The sequence below is a fragment of the Pannonibacter phragmitetus DSM 14782 genome (assembly GCF_000382365.1).
In the GTDB taxonomy this organism is placed as follows: domain Bacteria; phylum Pseudomonadota; class Alphaproteobacteria; order Rhizobiales; family Stappiaceae; genus Pannonibacter; species Pannonibacter phragmitetus.
This window is the reverse complement of sequence record NZ_KB908217.1, coordinates 245,707-261,976: the sequence shown is the minus strand read 5'-3', so window position 1 is coordinate 261,976 and position 16,270 is coordinate 245,707. Positions and strand designations below refer to the sequence as shown.

The window sequence follows — 16,270 nt, the reverse complement described above, 5'->3', positions numbered from 1 at the left end:
ACAGATGGAGCAGTCCTTTTGACAAGGCCATTTGATGATGCCTCATGTGCAGCCACTCACGATTGTCATGTACCATTACATCCGCGATTTCACGCGGACCCGTTATCCAGGGATAAAAGGGCTGGATCTGGCAGGATTCCGGCGTCAGCTGGACTATCTTCAATCACGCCACACCATCGTCCGGGTGCGCGATGTAGTCGCGGCTCAGCGCGGCGAAAGCAGCTTGCCGGCTGATGCGGCGCTCCTGACTTTTGACGATGCCTACGCAGAGCATTACGCGCTGGTCTTTCCCGAGCTTTACGAACGCAAGCTGGAAGGCGCGTTCTTCGCGCCTGTCGATCCGGTCTGTCACGGAAAACTGCTGGATGTGAACCGGATCCATTTCATTCTCGCAGCAAATGCCGCACAGGGCGGGGATCCGGCAGTGATATCGGCGCAACTGGATGCAGCCCTGCGAGAGGCGCAAGCCGAATGGAAGCTGGAAACTGTCGAGGCCTACCGCGCGCAATGGGCCCATTCAAGCCGGTTCGATGATGCCGAGACGATCTACATCAAGCGGATGCTGCAAACCGCCCTGCCCGAGGCGCTTCGCCACAGGATTGCCGCCGATCTGTTCTCCCATTTCGTATCGGTGGATGAAAAGGCCTTCGCGGGCGAACTCTACATGAGCGAACAGCAGGCCCGTTTGATGCAGAGTTGCGGCATGTATTTCGGCTCGCACGGGGCTTCGCATCACTGGCTCAACCACGTTCCGCGCGAGACCCAGGAGGCTGAAGTGGACCGCAGCCTCGCATTTCTGCGCCGCATAGGCTCACCAGTCGATGACCATTGGGTGATGTGCTACCCCTATGGCGGCTGGAACGAAGGCCTGCTCGACGTCCTCAGAAGCCGTAATTGCACACTGGGCCTGACAACAGAAGTCAGTACGGCGGAAATTGGCCGTCATGACCCTCTGCTGCTGCCCAGGTTTGACACCAACGACTTTCCGCGCTGAGGTTCAGCACACAGTCAGTCATGCCAAGGCTTCCAGTGCTGATGCATCACGCCTTGAAGCAGTTCAGACGCCGTACAGGCTTGGCCTGCTCCCGATGTGTCCAGCTCATCGGAGCTGATGGGCATCACTTCCCCAACCCGGCCAGCAAACTGCTGATTTCGGCGAGCACGGGACCGGTCGCATCGCCAAGGCTGTTGCCACGGCAGATGGTGACGCTGAGGGTTTCGGTCAGCCTTCGGCTGGCAAGCGGGCGGAAGACAAGGTTGCCGGCTTCGACATCGGCGCAGACGTCGATCCAGGTGAGAAAGCCGATCCCTTTGCCGCGCCGGAGCATGTTCAGCAATGCTCCGATGGAATTGCTGTTGAACCTGACACGCGGATTGACGCGCACGCTCAGGATTTCGGCCAAGAGCCGGGTATGCATGGACAGCGCGGCACTGGGCAGGCACAGCGGCCATTGCAGCGCCTCGGACAGGGAAACCGGCCCCTCCCCTGCCGGGCCGGAACCGGGGGCATAGGCGACGCCCAGATGATATTCCTCGCTCTGCACCACGGCGAGGCGGGACAGCCGGGGCATGTTGAAGGCGACGATCAGATCCAGATCCAGCGCCTCGGCTCTGTCTATGATGTCCCGCGTGGTGCCGACCGTCAGTTCCAGCTCGACCGCGCCGAAGATCGCCTCCAGACGGTCCATCAGCGGATGCACGAGTGTTGGCACCAGCCCCTCCATCACCCCCATGCGCAGGCGCAGATCCATCGCCCGCTTCGACTGCTGAAGGTGCTGACTGAACTTGGTGTCCGCTTCCATCCAGCGCAGTGCCTGATTGCGCAGTTCCTCGCCTGCGGCCGTGAGCGCAACCCCGCTCGTGCTGCGCACCAGCAGCGGCGCGCCATAGCTGCGTTCAAGGATCAGCATCTGCCGGCCCAGCGCGGGCGCAGAAATATTCAGCCGCTCGGCAGCCGCGCGGATGGAATCCGACTGGGACACCACGATGAAGGATCTGATTTCACGCGAGAATGCGGACATGGCGCCTGCCTGAGGGACGCGTGGAAAGTTTTTTGTTCCACGATGCAAAATTCTTTGTTCTTTTTTTAACGCCGGTCAAGCCGCTACGCTTCCTCCATCATCAAGGAAAGCACGGATGGCAAGGCGGATGACAGTGGCTGACGATGACCTTCTCCTGCTCCGGGAAACGATCAGGATCGCCAGCGAGGCGCGCGAGGCAGGCAATCATCCCTTTGGCGCGCTGCTGGCCTCGGCTGATGGTTCGGTGCTGCTGACGAGCGGCAACACCTATCTGGAGGACCGGGGAACCGGCCATGCGGAGCTGAATGTCGCCCGTGCTGCCGCCCGCGCCTATGAACCGGAATTTCTGGCAACCTGTACGCTGTACACCTCGGTCGAGCCCTGCAGCATGTGCGCAGGCAGCGTCTACTGGGCAGGTATCGGACGGCTTGTCTATGGCATGCCGGAGGCCCGCCTTGGCGAACTGACCGGCAGCAACCCCGAGAACCTCACCATGTCCCTGCCCTGCCGGCAGGTTCTGGCCGCCGGGCAAAGGCAGGTGAAGGTGGAAGGGCCCTTTCCAGAACTCGAAGACGAAATCGCCGAGGCCCACAAGGGCTTCTGGTGACACGAGACCTACCGGTGAAAAGGCAAGACGCGCCAGCCTCCCTGGGCGCAACAAAGGACGGAACGATGACACAGCGCAAGACAGGACTTTCCCGCCTTTCCATCGCCCGCGGCCTTAAGGCCTCCGCCATGCTGACAGGCACCTTCCTCGCCGGCATCAGCCTGTCCGGCGCGGCACTGGCGCTCGACAAGGTGACCTATCAGCTGGACTGGCTGCCGGGCGGCGACAAGGCCCCCATCTACGTCTGCATCCATGAAGGCTTCTGCAAGGACGCAGGCCTGGAAGTCACCCTTGAGCCGGGACGCGGCTCGTCCGAAGCCATCACCAAGCTGGCGACCGGCACTTCCGACATCGGCAGCGCCGGCATCGAAGCCCTGATGGCCGCACGGGCCACGGAAAAGGTGCCAGTGACGGCGGTGATGAATGTGTTCAACACCGGCCCCCATGCCTTCTACACGCTGCAAGGCTCCGGCATCACCTCGATCATGGATGTAAAAGGCAAATCGGTCGCCACTTCGCCCTTCACCTCTTCCAACGTGTTCCTGCCGCTGGTGCTGAAGGAAAACGGCATGTCGGAAGATGATATCACCCTGACCAAGGCCGACCCCGGCGCCCTTGGCCCGCTGCTGATGACCGGACAGGCCGATGCCATCATCGCCTGGCTGACGGATGTGTCGCGCTACACCGGACAGGCGAAGGAAGCGGGCAAGGAGCTTGTCATTCTGCCCTGGGCCGATGCCGGGCTTGAACTCTACTCCGCCTCACTCGTGGCCTCCGATACCTTCCTTGCCGAACGGCCCGATGTGGCGAAGCGGTTCCTGGCAGCCTTCCAGAAGTCGCTGATCTTTGCCCATGACAACCCGGACAAGGCGGCAGAAGCCGTTGCAGCCGTAGTGCCGGAACTGACGGCTGAGGACGTCAAGGGCTCCTGGCTCGATGCCTCCAAGCTTGCCTTCAACAGCATCACGGAGAAATACGGCCTGGGCACCTTCGACAAGGACAGGCTGGCCGCAACCTGGAGCCGGGTGGCCGAAGCGCAGGGGCTCGACCCAGCGTCCCTTGATCCGGAAACCGTCGTAGACCGCTCCTTCCTGCCGGAGTAACGCCTGTGGCCCTCGTCAAGGATGCCATCTGCTTCGAGCGGGCCGGTCAGACCTTTCTGACCGGCTCCGGCCCTCTGGTTGCGCTTGAGGATGTCAACCTCAGGATCGACCAGCATGAGTTCGTGGCCGTTCTTGGCCCCTCAGGCTGCGGCAAGTCCACGCTGCTGCGGCTCACGGCCGGTCTGATGAAGCCTGCAAGCGGACACGTGTCGGTTTTCGGGCTGGAAGTAACCGGCCCGCGTGAAGACATCGGCATCGTCTTCCAGAACGCAACACTGCTGCCCTGGGCGAATGTCGAGGACAACGTGGTCTTTCCCGCCCGGCACATGCGCGGCCGGGTGGATGCGCAGGACCGCGAGCAGGCACGGCGCATCATTGCCGCCGTAGGGCTGGAAGGGTTTGAAAAGCGCCTGCCGGGCGAACTGTCCGGCGGCATGCAGCAGAGGGTGGGTATCGCCCGCGCCCTGTTTCTCAATCCGGACATCCTGCTGATGGACGAGCCGTTCTCGGCCCTCGATGCCCTGACGCGTGACGCCATGGGCTACGAGTTGCTGCGCCTCTGGCAGGCGAGCCCGAAGACGGTGCTCTTCATCACCCATTCCATCCCCGAAGCCGTGCTTCTGGCCGACAGGGTGGTCGTGATGAGCCGCCGCCCCGGCCGCATCATCGCGGATCTGCCCGTGCCCATGGGCCGCCCGAGAGACGAGAACGCGCTCAGGACAGCGGAGATGCATGACTACATGGCCCATCTGCGCAACTTGCTGATCCACCGGGAGGCCGCCTGACATGAGCGCAGAAACGACGAGCCTTGCAGACAGAGCGCCTGCCGCCCGCCACGAGGCGCAGCAAGCCCGGCAGGCCCTGCACCTGCGCGAAAGACTAGTGCAGATGCCTTTCGTGCTGCCGCTGATCACCTTTGCGGCCCTGCTGGCGCTGTGGGAGGCGGGAACCTGGCTCTGTGCCGTGCCAAGCTACATCCTGCCTGCGCCCAGCCGCATTGCCGGTGGCTTTGCCGCGCTGGATGCCGGGCGCTGGATCGGCCATGTCTGGGCCACCTTGCGGGTGGCGCTGCTGGGCTATGCGGCTTCCATCGTTATTTCGCTGCCCATTGCCATCAGCCTGTCACGCTCGCGCCTTGCCTCCCGCGCCTTCTACCCGCTTCTGGTGGTCATCCAGTCGGTGCCGGTCGTCGCCGTGGCGCCCATCATCATCGTGGTTCTGGGCACGGGCGATGCCCCGCGTGTGGTCATCACCTTCATGATCACCTTCTTCCCGCTGGTCGTTTCCATGACCACCGGCCTGATGGCAACGCCGCCGGAGCTGATCGAGCTGTCGCGCAGCCTGCGGGCCCCCCGGCACAGGGAAATCCTGCAAATCCGCATGCCCTATGCCACGCCGCATATTTTCGCCGGGCTGAAAATCTCCATCACACTGGCCGTGATCGGCGCCGTCGTGGGAGAGTTTGTCGCGGCCGAAAAGGGGCTTGGCTTCTTCATCCAGTTCTCCACCTCCATGTTCAAGCTGCCGCAGGCCTGGGCCGGGCTCGCGGTTCTGGTTGCCATGTCGCTGCTGCTGTTTCAGGCGGTCAGCCTGGTCCAGCGGCTTTTCTTCCCCTGGTCCATGGCAAAGGCAGACAGATGAGCCGGCTGATCACAAACATCGCCCATGGCTGGACCGGCGACGCCGCCGGAACCCGCTTCTCCGGCGCCATCCGCATCGAAGGCCAGAAGATTGCCAGCATCGGTGATCTTTCCCCCTTGCCGGGCGAACAGGTGATTGATGCCAGCGGCTGCGTGGTGACACCAGGCCTCGTCAACACCCATCACCATCTGTTCCAGTCGGTCATGAAGGGCGTGCCGGCCGGCCTCAACGTGCCGCTGGACGACTGGCTGGCGCTGGTGCCCTACCGGCTCTGGCCACTGCTGGATGAAGACACTTTCCGGATCTCGGTGCGCATTGGCCTTGCCGAACTCGCCCTCAGCGGCACCACCACCGTCTGCGACCATCACTACATCTTCTCCAGCCAGTATGACTATGATCCGGCTGCCGTTCTCTTCGAGGAAGCGGCAAGGTTTGGCCTGCGCTTCGTGCTGGCACGCGGCGGCATGACACGCGGGCGCAGCTTCACCACGCCCGGCACACCGCCCGCCCCCATGGAAACCCTGACCGGATTTCTCGACGGCATCAGCCGTGCAGCAAGCCAGTGGCATGATCCATCAGACGTGGCGATGAGGCGGGTTGCCTGCGCCCCGGCCACGCCGAATTTCAATTTCGATGCGCAGGCCCTGCCCGAAATTGCCCAGGAGGCCCGGCGCCTTGGCCTGAGGCTGCATGCGCATCTTTCGGAAAATGAAGCCTATGCCAGCCAGACATTACGGGATTTCGGGCAGAGGCCTGTACCCTGGCTCGCCAAGAAGGACTGGCTGGGCGATGACGTCTGGTTTGCCCATCTCGTTGACCTTAGCCCTTATGAAGTCGCGCTTCTGGCCGAGACAGGCACAGCCATGGCCCACTGCCCGCAGGCCAATGCAAGGCTCGGCTCCGGCATAGCCCCGGCAGCAGCCCTTCATGCAGCCGGAGGCACCGTATCGCTCGCCGTGGACGGGGCCGGCGCCAACGAGGCCGCCGGCATGGGCATGGCCATGTACACGGCCTTCGCGCTGCACCGGGCTGCCCATGGCGTGCAGGCGCTTGTGCCGGAAGCCGTGCTGCACTGGGCAACGCAGGGCGGCGCGCGCACGCTTGGGCTCGGCGGCACGGGGCTGCTGGCACCGGGCATGGCGGCGGACATCACCCTGTTCGATCTGGGCAGTCCTGCCTGTTTCGGCATGCATGATCCGGCCCTTGCCCCAATGATCTGCGGCCCCTTGCAGGTGCGCCACAGCCTTGTTGCCGGCAGGCCGGTGGTGCAGGACGGGCGCCTGCCCGGCATCAGCCTTCCGGATCTTGGCCTCGCCGCTGCGGAAGCAACCGCCCGGCTTGCCAATCAGAAGGAGGCTCTTTCCGCCTGATCCCTCTCCCGCCGGGAGAGAGAACAGGATTACCCCGGAGTAGAAGCTGTCAGCGCCATCCCGGCGTGGGTCATTGCTCCTCAATCTCAAAGGAGACTACAGCATGACAACGGCACAAACTTACGGCCTTGCCGAACTGAACAAGGAAACCGGTTTCGGCGGCTATGGCGAGGAAGTGGAGCGCGACATTCCCCGCGTGGACATGTCGGACTACTTCAACCGCAAGGAAGAGATAGCAGATGCCTTGTGGGATGCAGCCACCGGCATCGGTTTCTTCCAGCTGACGGGGCATGGCATTCCGCAGGCGCTTATTGACGAGGCCTTCACCCTTTCCGAAGCCTTTTTCGATCTCCCGGCAGAGGTGAAGGGAAAGTATCCGCTCCGGCCCGGCACCAACTCCGGCTGGGAATACAAGGCGCAGGTACGCCCCTCCACCGGCACTCCGGACCACAAGGAAAGCTACCAGATCACCCTGCCGCGCATGCGCGAGCTCTGGCCCACCGGAGAGGAGCTGAACGGCTTCAAGGAAATCATGCTCGCCTTCGAGCGCCACAACTGGTCGCTGGCCATGAAGGTGCTGGACTGTTTTGCAGGCCGCCTGAACTTCCGCCCGGGCTTCTTCACGGATGGTCATGATCCCGACCGGGCCGAATACCAGTCCACCCTGCGCCTGATCCATTATCTCGGCATGGAAGGCGCCAAACCGGAGGACTTCAAGTTCTGGCGGGCAGGCGCCCATACGGACTTCGACTGCCTCACCCTGCTGCACCAGAAGGCTGGTCAAGGCGGCCTGCAGGTCTGCCCCGGCAAGGACAGCATGGGCCGCGCCATCGCCTGGACCGACGTGCCGCCACTGGAAGGGGTGATCACCTGCAACATCGGCGACATGCTGATGCGCTGGTCAGACGACAAGCTCCTGTCCAACCTGCACCGGGTGCGCATGCCCAAGCCCGGCGAATATCTGGGCCCGCGCTACTCCATGGCCTATTTCGCACAGGCCAACATGGACACCGTGCTGGCCGGGCCGGAAGGCAAATACGAACCGATGACCGCCCACGACTACATCCAGATGCGCCTCGGAGCGAACTTCGGCAAGAAGTGACGCGGGGAGCTTGCGCCTTGAGCCCTGAACTGCAAGGGCTTATGCCAATTCTCGGTGGGCCAGCCTCATCGAGAATTGGTTTCTGATGGAAAATGGTGGGCTAGAAGTCAAACGACAAGTGTATGATCCATGCTGGAATACAATCAATGGAGACCCGTTTGACCGAACTGCCACAACCGTCCAAGTCCGCCAGAGATATATACGAAATTTCCGCTGCGGTTGTTACCACGCTTGTGCCACCGCTGGCAGCCTTCAAGGCTGGCGCAGATGTCTTGATAAGAAAGCGACTGGAGGCCGGACAGGCACTTTTAATGGAAGAGATCAGAAGCAGCGGGGTAGACGCCTTATCCAATGAGAAGTGGGACTATTATTTGCCATCGGCATACCGTTTCTTCGAGCAGGTGCGCCTTGGTGAATATGAACACAATCTATCCGTCTTGGCCAAACTTATAGCAGGCGATCTGCGGGCAACAGACACCCTCCCTGATATTGGCAAGATTGGGCGAGCAGCATCAAAGCTTGAGATGTTACCAAAGGAAGTATTGATCGCCCTCTCACGCTGCGAGCGAGCATTCGAAATCTACGAGACTACAGATGAATGCGATGGATATTGGATCTGTATCGACGCACCCGAACTTATCGCCAGCTTCGCAGAAGTCGGTGTAGATGTGAAGGCAATCCAATGTCAAGAATGGCTCCATGAGCTGGGTTGCCGCGGCATTCTCACGTCATCCGATAGGCCGAGCCAAATTGGCGGCACATTTTATTATCGCAGTTCAGTGTATCGAGAGATCATTCAGGGTGCAAAGGATCTAGGTGTTTAGGTGCCCGCTCCACATGGGCATTCTTCGGCACGAAACCAACCTCGAACCCAAACAGGCGCCCGATCTTTTCCAGTGTCTCCAGCGTCGGGTTTGCTGTGCCAGCTTCTATTTCAGCGATCTGGCGTCTGGTCAAACCAAGCATCCTGGCAAACTCCTCTTGAGTAAAACCAAAGCCCTTGCGGATTTCGGCCACAGCGCCGGGCAGCCTCAACTCCCCGGTTCGGGCGCGTTCTGCCAATATGCGCCGGTTCTCGAGGACTTGTTCTTTCGTGGGCTTCTTCCATCTAGCCATCTATCAGTCCTTCGCCATCACTGACACGCCACCAGCACGCTATCGGTGATTTCGATACAGCGCCCCATCGCACGGTCCAGAATGTCCGAAGCCGCCCCCAGCTCTTTCGCCATGGCGGGAGCCTGCCGCAGGAGTTCGGCAAACTCGGCAAGCATAGCTGCCAGCGCTTTCTGCTCAGCAGAATCTGGCATCAGTTCAGCGCAAATGCGCTTCCAGTCGGGAAGATGATCGCGGCCAACGTCCCGCATCATGGCCCAGCGGGTGGAGCGAACGATCCCCTCCTTTGCGAGCCGCATGGGTGCGAAGTCAAACAGCGGAGACAGGCGGATCGTGCCGTCCTGATGCTTGCTGAGAGCCGAGTTCCGGCCATGATTGTCGGGATTGCCGAGCGCCAGATTGGCGATATCGCGCTTCAGGTATTCAACAATGTCCGCGAAGGGATCGGCCGAAAATTGGCGCAGAACACCGATATAGGTCTCGTGCGTGCCGACATGACCGAAATCGGCAACGCCGATCGCAGATACGAGGCTTTCTTGCCCTAGCCGGACAGTGCCGCCGCCTTCTTTCTTCTTCCGGTCGAAACGGGGAATGATCAGGACGCCTTCAGAATAGGTCGAAGGTTCGCTGACAGTCAGGCCAATCGCTTGAGCGATCCGCGAATAGAGGGCTTCGCCTTCAAGAATGAGGCGGTCCGCAGGCTCGTTGCTGCGAACCAGCTTGACGATGACATGGCGTACGGCCTCATCATCCCCCACGAAGCTGTCAGGATAGTAGAGGCCATCATTCGCCTGCGTCATCGCAACCTTCGGCCATTCGCCTTGCAGGCCGCTTGAGCCGGAGGCGAGCATTCCGAAGCGATCGGCAACTTCCATGAAACGATCCGAGCGCTCAAGGATTTCCGCCTCTGTTACACCTTGGCGCTCTACACCGCGTAGCCGTTCCGTTTCTGCGTCCGCCGCTTCCCTGATCCGGATATTGCCTATGCCGCCCGTTGCCGATCGCAGAAGCAGCGGCAAATCGGAAGCCCGCGAGCCCTCAGGAAGACCGAGATGGCCAGCAAGCTGTCGCCGTGCATGCCCCTGGGGCATAAGATCCAAGAGGAAGGGCGGCCAGCTGCGGCTGTATCGATTTTCGAGATCGACGGGGTAACGGACTGATAAGGCGCGATGGTCCCGGACCGTTTTTCCAGCAGAAAAGTCCGCGGATGCGACGGTGACGAAATAGTCGAGATCGTAATCGACGATCGACGCCCCCAGGAAACCGCCCTCGCCGTCCTTGAGTTCCAGCATGGCGGCGCCATGCCACCCGCCATCAAAATGAGTTTGGAGCGTCAGCTGCATTAATTGACCCCTTCAATGGTTCAAATAATGCATTATTTGAGTTTATTCAACCCATCATAATGGGTTATATAAACGCCAATAGGGCTGTGATCCATGAAGACAGCCACGAACCCGCCGCATAGCGGCTTCAAGGATTGGCAACATGGGCAAGCCAGCGCTCATCCAAGAGGCTTCATCAGAAAAGCTGGCTGGTCAGTCATGGAATTTGAAAATGGTGGGCCCGGAGGGAGTTCTAGGGCCTCTTCCCGCAATAAATTGATTTCATTTATTTTTTCAGAACGGCCCGAAACCCGGAACGGCGCCGGATGATCCGACGTGCACCTTTGTGTGTACGCTCCACCCCATTTTGTCAACTTTCTGAATCCCTGTCGGCGGGTTCGCGAGCGCTCGAGTCCTTGAACGAGTCCTTGCGCCATGCCCTTAGCGGGCGCAAGCCGCGCACCGAGTCCTTCGTGAAGTTAAATCGAATCCTTTAAATGTATTCGAATCCTTAAAGGCAGAATCCTTGAATCCTTCATGTAGTTCCAAAGGATTCGCAGAGAAGAAATTTTATTAAAATGCCTTTCTAAAAAAAATTTATGTCAACAATTATTTTTTGATTGACATTTTGATCTGGTCGAAAAACCATAAGAAGGTCGAATTTATCGACGAATACACGAACTCGAAAGCACAGGAGGCTTCATGAGTGCAGATTTTAGGGAATATCTCATCAAGCGGGACGACGGACCGGACTTGCGGTTTCAGGGAGAGTTGATTGCGTCCGTTGAATCCAGCCAAGACCGCCAGAGCAGGCTCTACAGCGGTCAGACCGGCAACTGGGATGAGCTCGAGCTATACCGAACTGCCGCCGGAAACTTCGTTTGTGTGATCGAAAATTGCACGGCCTGGGCGGGGGAACGCAACACCCGGCAAGCCGCCGTTGTAAGTGACGCGGCCGGGGTCATTGAGTTCTTCGGTCAAGAATGGCTCGCGAAATTGATCTACAGCGAGGCAGGCCTCGCGAACGTCCAAGACGTTGCTTGATCCCTCGACAGCTGGGAGTCGGGTTTCCAGCTCCCTCAGGACACTGGAGTGAATGTCCCATGGACGAAGAGATAGTAGAACTACTCAATCAAATTAGGCAGGCGATCAACAATCTTCAAAACCTCAACGAGGATCTTCCCGCCGAGTTCATCCGTATATTCGAGCGTATTGAAGGCCGACTCCCAAATCCGGGGCAAAAACTCAAACTGAGTTCCGAAATAAATCATAGCGAACTCAACTATGACGGAATGCGGGAAAACTGGGATGGCCCCTTAATTGCCAAGTTTCTTCCGGAAGGTCGGAAGTTCGCAGATTGGCACGGCAGAACTAACTACCGCTATTTGCGCAAAAAAAGCCTCGAACTTTCAGTGCTAATTGATCGAACGTTCAGAAGGCCTCCAGAGAGCAGTGAGGCAGACGATCGATGAAACCCAGTTGGACGCCGGGTGTTCCCCGCCCGGCAGCTCTCTCCGGTCCTGGTGGCCCAGATTTCTATTCCGCCGATTCTGGAATCTACGAGCTCTGGGTCGAGCGACTTCGAGATTATCCAGGTGGCCGGAGATGGATCTGGATGCTCGACGGCCCCGGTGAAGACGGGTTCGTGAAGACCCTTGCGGTCGGCATTGAGGACAGTGCCGACGATGCCCGCCGGGCTGCGGAAAGCGCGGTTCACCTCAGGCAACATGGTGTGACGTCGGACGTCACGATTTGCGGGAGATCGACATGAAAAAGCCGACAGTAGACGACGTGATAAACGCCTATTTCGAGGCACTAAGGCCGACCCCAGAAGAGGTTCAAGCGATGATCGATCAATGGTCCGTCCTCGCCGAGGCTGGGAAAGCGGGTCTGCATCCCGAAGAAGAAATAAAAGAGATGAAAAGCTAAAGAGATGTGTCGAATGAGCTATGATGCATATAAAACCGAATTCAGAGTTGAACTTCAGTACCTTCAGCGTGAAGCATATGCTGTTCGCGGTACTGCAAATTCACTCAGGAGCGCTCTCACGCTACTCGCTAGGATCGATGTAACGAATGTTAAGCGCGAGTCTTTGTCAAAAGACGAGTACGGACTTGCCTACTTTGTAATCAGTGATTACTTTGATTCTCTCGATAAAATCGAGGATTTAGAGCGCCAAGAGACTGCTCTCATACATGCCATTCAAGAGTTGGATGAAGTTTACGGATTCTCTGATAATTCTGTTGGTGATCTTGATCAGCAAAATATTGACATCACGTATGCTCATCTTGAAGCAGCGGATAGGCTTGATGCCGCTGATAATGAAAAGCCTCCAGCGCAATCTAGCGTCGTTTGTCTGTCGTGCGGTCAAGGAACAATTGGGTAGGCCGAAGGTCAAGGGGGAGTGAAGCGCGCTCCCCATCAAGCGCTGTAGCGAACTCCCCCTGACCTCCGGCCGGGTGGCGGTTTCGTGAGTCGCGAAATGAAATCAAAATCTCCTTGCAGACTTCACGGACCAGGAGGAGATACCGGAGAGCCACCGTCGCCTTCGTCATCGTCGTCTTCATCGCGCTTCCGGTTGTCCGGTCGATAGTTCGGGTGTGTCTCCGGATGATAGCGATCCCTTTTTGCGCGCCAGAGCTCAAAATAGTCGTCTTCGCGGGCGTTGATCGGGCCTCCGCGAAGTGCAAGAGGGTCGCTGATCTCGTACATAATTTTCGCGTACCAGAGCCGCAAGTCGATCGGCAAACGACGGAAGATCTCGGCGGTCGACGGATGTTCCAGATAGCCTCTCCGGCTGTTTCTCGCGGACGTGCAGTCTTTCACGAGCCTCGACATCGACGCTCGGCTGTAATCTTTTGCCATCCTCTTTTCTCCTTGCAAAAATTAGCGGTGGCGGGGGCGTGGTGCTGAGCGCAAGACTGAGCACTACGCTCAATATGATCGCCCAAAGTTTGCGTCCTGGGTCGCGCCGGCGGCGGATGAGGACGGCCATCCGGGCGCGGTCACGGCATGAGCGGCGCCGTCTTATCCGGCGTCGAGCGGCGTCGACGGATCTTGTCCGGATCTCTTCACCGCGCTCGTCTGGCATAAGTCACTCCCTCTCTGTTCAACGATCAAAGAAGCTCCCTCGATCCGGAAGCGGTCCATTGTCGTCATTCGGATTGCTATCGATGCGATCCTGAAAATCGCAGCTGTCGCAGATGTAGTCCCCCCACGCATTGCAGTTCCCTGCCTGCGGACGCAGGTCATTGTCGCAGATTGAGCAAGTCACCAACTCATCATCGTCGTAATATGACATCCTGAGCACTCCTTAAGCTGATCTCAGGATGTGCCGGCCGGCGCTTCGGCGGAAGCGCCATCAGGAGATTCACCTCCGAAGGGTCGGGCTTCGGAAGGACTGGCGATCTGCATCGCGCTGCTGCTCAAGCTCACGTTCCCGCTGGTGACGCCGCGCGGCATCTGCTAGGGCTTTTCCGCCGCCCTGGGCAATCGCCGGGTCAGCGGCCAGAGCCGCGCGGGCGTCGCGCAGCAAGGCGAGCTCGCCTTGCAGACGGACAAGCTCGGTCCGGCGGGCTGTGTCATGTGCTGCTTGCCGGGTCTCCTGTGCCGTCTCTAGAATTTTGATTTCTCTTCGCATTTTCGCGACCGGCTTAAGCAGCGGCTCGCGCTCAGCGTAGAGTTTCGACAACTCCCGGGCGGCAGCGTCGTGCCGCGACGTGCGACCGGTCAGAAGCGCGAGAAGGCTTTCCGGACGACCAGCGGACGTCACGTCACGCAAAACTGATATCTGTTTTTCGTGCTGCGCGTTCCAAGCTGCCAGCGTCCGCGCGCTGGCGGCCAGGTGCTTGCGCGTAGCGATGAGCTCGGCGGGATCTGCGAGCTTGTCCGGCTTTGCAAGATCTGCGATGCGCGATCTCAGATCCGGTTCACGCTGATTGAGAAAATCAGCTGCCGCTGCGGCTTTTGCTGCCGTCGCGGGGGCGGGACTTATCTCATCCGTCATTAGACGCTGAATGTCGGAGCGGTCTACTTCGATCAGAGTGTGCAGTCGGCCGATTGGCGCGTCGCCTCGATAAACTCGCCAATTTCCGACCCGGCCGGGTGCGATTTCGTAGCCAGCAGCCCGGACGCCGGCGATGCCTCCTGCCGTCCAGGCGTCCCGGATCTCGTTGCGGGTCGCTGCCGTCTGCTCTGCATGCAGTCGTCGCGCGGCGCCCATCAGCGCCTTTTCTCCCCCGGAAGCAAGGCTGGGGTCTGACCCAAGAGCCGCTTCGGCGGCGTCAAGAACTGCAAGCTCGCGACGGACTTGGGCGACGTCGCGCCTCGCTTCGGCATCAGCGGGAGACTTCGAGGATTCAAGAATCTGGCTTTTCAAGGCCGCTCGCTGAGTTTCTACCCAGCGGTGCGCGGAGGCGACGGCAAGGCGGTCGTCCAGGCGATCTCGAAAACCCTGAGCGAACTGGAGCGCCTGCTCGCCGATCTCGAGCGAAACAAGCTCGGCGCCCGACTTTTTCCGGCCGGCCAGGGCGTCGCGCGGTCGCATTGCTCCGGATCGCTCAGGACGGAATCTTTCTGATTTTTCCGATAAAGGATCACCCACGGCGGGTTGAGAACCGCTCTCAGCGGGCTTTCTAATGCGTTGAGCGGCGCAAGACTTGCTCTCATTGCGCGAAATCTGATCCGGAGTGGCTTCCATCGCACTCCGGATCGCGGCGCGATTCTCACCGACGATCCGGTCCAGGGAGCCGATTTCCGAACCGTCACGGGACACAATCCAAACCCCCGATTTCCGGCCGGGCCCGATGTCGTATCCGGCTTGTCGGACGGCCTCGGCTCTTCCGTCCTTCCAGGCGGCCCGGATCTCGGCGCGGGTTTCAGACAGGTCTATACCCTGCCGGGCGAGAGCCTGCCGTTTTTCGGGGGAGGCTGCGGACCGCGGCTTGTCGGGGTCGGGACCGTGAGCTGCTTCGAGCCAGTCGGCGACGTCCGATCTGCCGTGCTGGCGAAGCCATTTCACGGCGGATTTGTGATGCCGGCCGAGGGTGGGTTCCTCGCCAAGCTCGTGCTCAATGATCCGGGCGGCCGTCTCAATCTTGATTCTCTCGAATCCGGATTCAAGCACCGTTCCGGACGGGGAGACGCGGCCAAGGACGAGGTGTGCGTGGGAATGACCGTCTCCGTCGCGGCGCTTTTTATCATGGAACACGAGCCCGGCCGGATGCCCCTCGGCGCCGAAGTGGCCGATTACGATCTCAGCAGCACGAGCAAGCTCGTCGTCAGACATCGCTCGCGACGGCGACAGAAAGATATGCAAAGCAGCGGCATCAGCTTTCGACGCATCCCGCAGGCGTTCCATATCCCGGACGACGCCGGGAAGATCCGTTGCAAGCGTGCCGCCGAGGACGCGCACGCGTGGGAAATTCTCATCTTTCAGGAGATGAGCGACAAGCGCGCGGGATTCGCGCTGAGTCCTTGCGTGCCGCCCGGCGCCGGCGATCATGCCGAGCTCGCTTCACCGCCTCCGTCGCTTTCATACGAAGTAACGGCGGTATGAAGGGATCGAACCTCGGCCGCGAGACGGTCGAGTGCATCCGGGTCAACGCGGCCGCCGGAGTTCGCATGACGGGCAAGCTGATTCAGGTTGTTCCCGAGTTGCCCGGCCTGTCCGGTCCATCGACCAACCGCGCGGGCGAGATCGGTGCGCGTTGCGCGCCGAGGCGGAACGGGGGCTCCGGCAACGTGGAGAAGCGCTTCACGCGCCCACGTCGCCAAGGCGGCGCCGTCCGCCTCGGCGGCACGCTCGATCGCGGCGCGCTCGGCGGGCAGGAGACGAGTGGAGACAGAGGCCGTCCGCTGTCGGGTCTCAGACCGACGGTGACGGGGAGCGGCAGTCTCGGCGGATGTGTCGTCGGGCTCGGTCACGGCGTCTCCTTTTTTCAGCGCCCGTCACGGCGCAGGTGGGGGTCAACGGGGGCAGGGCGAAGCCCT

The 16,270-nt window shown here is 60.2% G+C and carries 18 protein-coding genes; 12 read left to right on the top strand and 6 right to left on the bottom strand.

The window, feature by feature from the left end; genetic code table 11:
• The first annotated feature begins 46 nt into the window (after positions 1–46).
• Complete coding sequence (locus H163_RS0108080) at positions 47–994, top strand: polysaccharide deacetylase family protein (RefSeq protein ID WP_160118268.1); 948 nt, start codon at positions 47–49, stop codon at positions 992–994.
• Between the two features lie 124 nt (positions 995–1,118).
• Here H163_RS0108080 and H163_RS0108075 read toward each other — a convergent pair whose 3' ends face one another.
• Positions 1,119–2,021: a LysR family transcriptional regulator gene (locus H163_RS0108075; RefSeq protein ID WP_019964063.1), complete on the bottom strand. Its 903-nt coding sequence runs from the start codon at positions 2,019–2,021 to the stop codon at positions 1,119–1,121.
• A gap of 127 nt (positions 2,022–2,148) precedes the next feature.
• Between H163_RS0108075 and H163_RS0108070 the strand changes: the two genes are divergently transcribed.
• The 7 genes from H163_RS0108070 (at position 2,149) to H163_RS24340 (ending at position 8,668) form a co-directional block, all read left to right on the top strand.
• Positions 2,149–2,628 carry a nucleoside deaminase gene (locus H163_RS0108070; RefSeq protein WP_019964062.1) on the top strand — a complete coding sequence of 160 codons (480 nt, stop codon included), beginning with the start codon at positions 2,149–2,151 and terminating at the stop codon, positions 2,626–2,628.
• A gap of 128 nt (positions 2,629–2,756) precedes the next feature.
• Positions 2,757–3,731 carry an ABC transporter substrate-binding protein gene (locus tag H163_RS0108065; RefSeq protein ID WP_051105347.1) on the top strand — a complete coding sequence of 325 codons (975 nt, stop codon included), beginning with the start codon at positions 2,757–2,759 and terminating at the stop codon, positions 3,729–3,731.
• A 5-nt stretch (positions 3,732–3,736) separates the two neighbouring features.
• A complete protein-coding gene (locus H163_RS0108060; RefSeq protein WP_019964060.1) occupies positions 3,737–4,516 on the top strand; it encodes an ABC transporter ATP-binding protein in 780 nt (259 codons plus the stop codon).
• A 1-nt stretch (position 4,517) separates the two neighbouring features.
• A complete protein-coding gene (locus H163_RS0108055) occupies positions 4,518–5,372 on the top strand; it encodes an ABC transporter permease (protein WP_019964059.1) in 855 nt (284 codons plus the stop codon).
• Positions 5,369–6,742 carry an amidohydrolase family protein gene (locus H163_RS0108050; protein ID WP_019964058.1) on the top strand — a complete coding sequence of 458 codons (1,374 nt, stop codon included), beginning with the start codon at positions 5,369–5,371 and terminating at the stop codon, positions 6,740–6,742. Before H163_RS0108055 ends, H163_RS0108050 begins: the two co-directional genes overlap by 4 nt.
• A gap of 103 nt (positions 6,743–6,845) precedes the next feature.
• The gene (locus H163_RS0108045) at positions 6,846–7,844 is read left to right on the top strand and encodes an isopenicillin N synthase family dioxygenase (protein ID WP_019964057.1); all 999 of its coding nucleotides are present in this window, start codon (positions 6,846–6,848) and stop codon (positions 7,842–7,844) included.
• A gap of 158 nt (positions 7,845–8,002) precedes the next feature.
• The gene (locus tag H163_RS24340) at positions 8,003–8,668 is read left to right on the top strand and encodes a hypothetical protein (protein WP_147290437.1); all 666 of its coding nucleotides are present in this window, start codon (positions 8,003–8,005) and stop codon (positions 8,666–8,668) included.
• On the opposite strand, the gene H163_RS0108040 is transcribed toward H163_RS24340, so the two are convergent.
• Together H163_RS0108040 and H163_RS0108035 are read right to left on the bottom strand one after the other, a co-directional pair.
• Complete coding sequence (locus H163_RS0108040) at positions 8,637–8,960, bottom strand: helix-turn-helix domain-containing protein (RefSeq protein WP_026355605.1); 324 nt, start codon at positions 8,958–8,960, stop codon at positions 8,637–8,639. The genes H163_RS24340 and H163_RS0108040 overlap by 32 nt on opposite strands.
• Before the next feature lie 17 nt (positions 8,961–8,977).
• On the bottom strand, positions 8,978–10,300 hold the full coding sequence (locus H163_RS0108035; protein ID WP_026355604.1) for a type II toxin-antitoxin system HipA family toxin: 1,323 nt from the start codon (positions 10,298–10,300) through the stop codon (positions 8,978–8,980).
• A 681-nt stretch (positions 10,301–10,981) separates the two neighbouring features.
• Between H163_RS0108035 and H163_RS22460 the strand changes: the two genes are divergently transcribed.
• From H163_RS22460 to H163_RS24335, 4 genes are all read left to right on the top strand, one after another.
• Positions 10,982–11,323 carry a hypothetical protein gene (locus H163_RS22460; protein WP_019964053.1) on the top strand — a complete coding sequence of 114 codons (342 nt, stop codon included), beginning with the start codon at positions 10,982–10,984 and terminating at the stop codon, positions 11,321–11,323.
• A gap of 59 nt (positions 11,324–11,382) precedes the next feature.
• A complete protein-coding gene (locus H163_RS0108025) occupies positions 11,383–11,751 on the top strand; it encodes a hypothetical protein (RefSeq protein ID WP_026355603.1) in 369 nt (122 codons plus the stop codon).
• Between the two features lie 295 nt (positions 11,752–12,046).
• The gene (locus H163_RS24575; RefSeq protein WP_019964050.1) at positions 12,047–12,208 is read left to right on the top strand and encodes a hypothetical protein; all 162 of its coding nucleotides are present in this window, start codon (positions 12,047–12,049) and stop codon (positions 12,206–12,208) included.
• Positions 12,209–12,221: 13 nt separating this feature from the next.
• A complete protein-coding gene (locus H163_RS24335) occupies positions 12,222–12,665 on the top strand; it encodes a hypothetical protein (protein ID WP_147290438.1) in 444 nt (147 codons plus the stop codon).
• A 122-nt stretch (positions 12,666–12,787) separates the two neighbouring features.
• Here the strand turns inward: H163_RS24335 and H163_RS0108005 are convergent, their stop codons facing one another.
• From H163_RS0108005 to H163_RS24960, 3 genes are all read right to left on the bottom strand, one after another.
• A complete protein-coding gene (locus H163_RS0108005; protein ID WP_019964047.1) occupies positions 12,788–13,144 on the bottom strand; it encodes a hypothetical protein in 357 nt (118 codons plus the stop codon).
• A 505-nt stretch (positions 13,145–13,649) separates the two neighbouring features.
• The gene (locus tag H163_RS0107995) at positions 13,650–15,782 is read right to left on the bottom strand and encodes a relaxase/mobilization nuclease domain-containing protein (protein ID WP_019964046.1); all 2,133 of its coding nucleotides are present in this window, start codon (positions 15,780–15,782) and stop codon (positions 13,650–13,652) included.
• The gene (locus H163_RS24960; RefSeq protein WP_160118269.1) at positions 15,779–16,204 is read right to left on the bottom strand and encodes a MobC family plasmid mobilization relaxosome protein; all 426 of its coding nucleotides are present in this window, start codon (positions 16,202–16,204) and stop codon (positions 15,779–15,781) included. Before H163_RS24960 ends, H163_RS0107995 begins: the two co-directional genes overlap by 4 nt.
• Positions 16,205–16,270 lie beyond the last annotated feature (66 nt).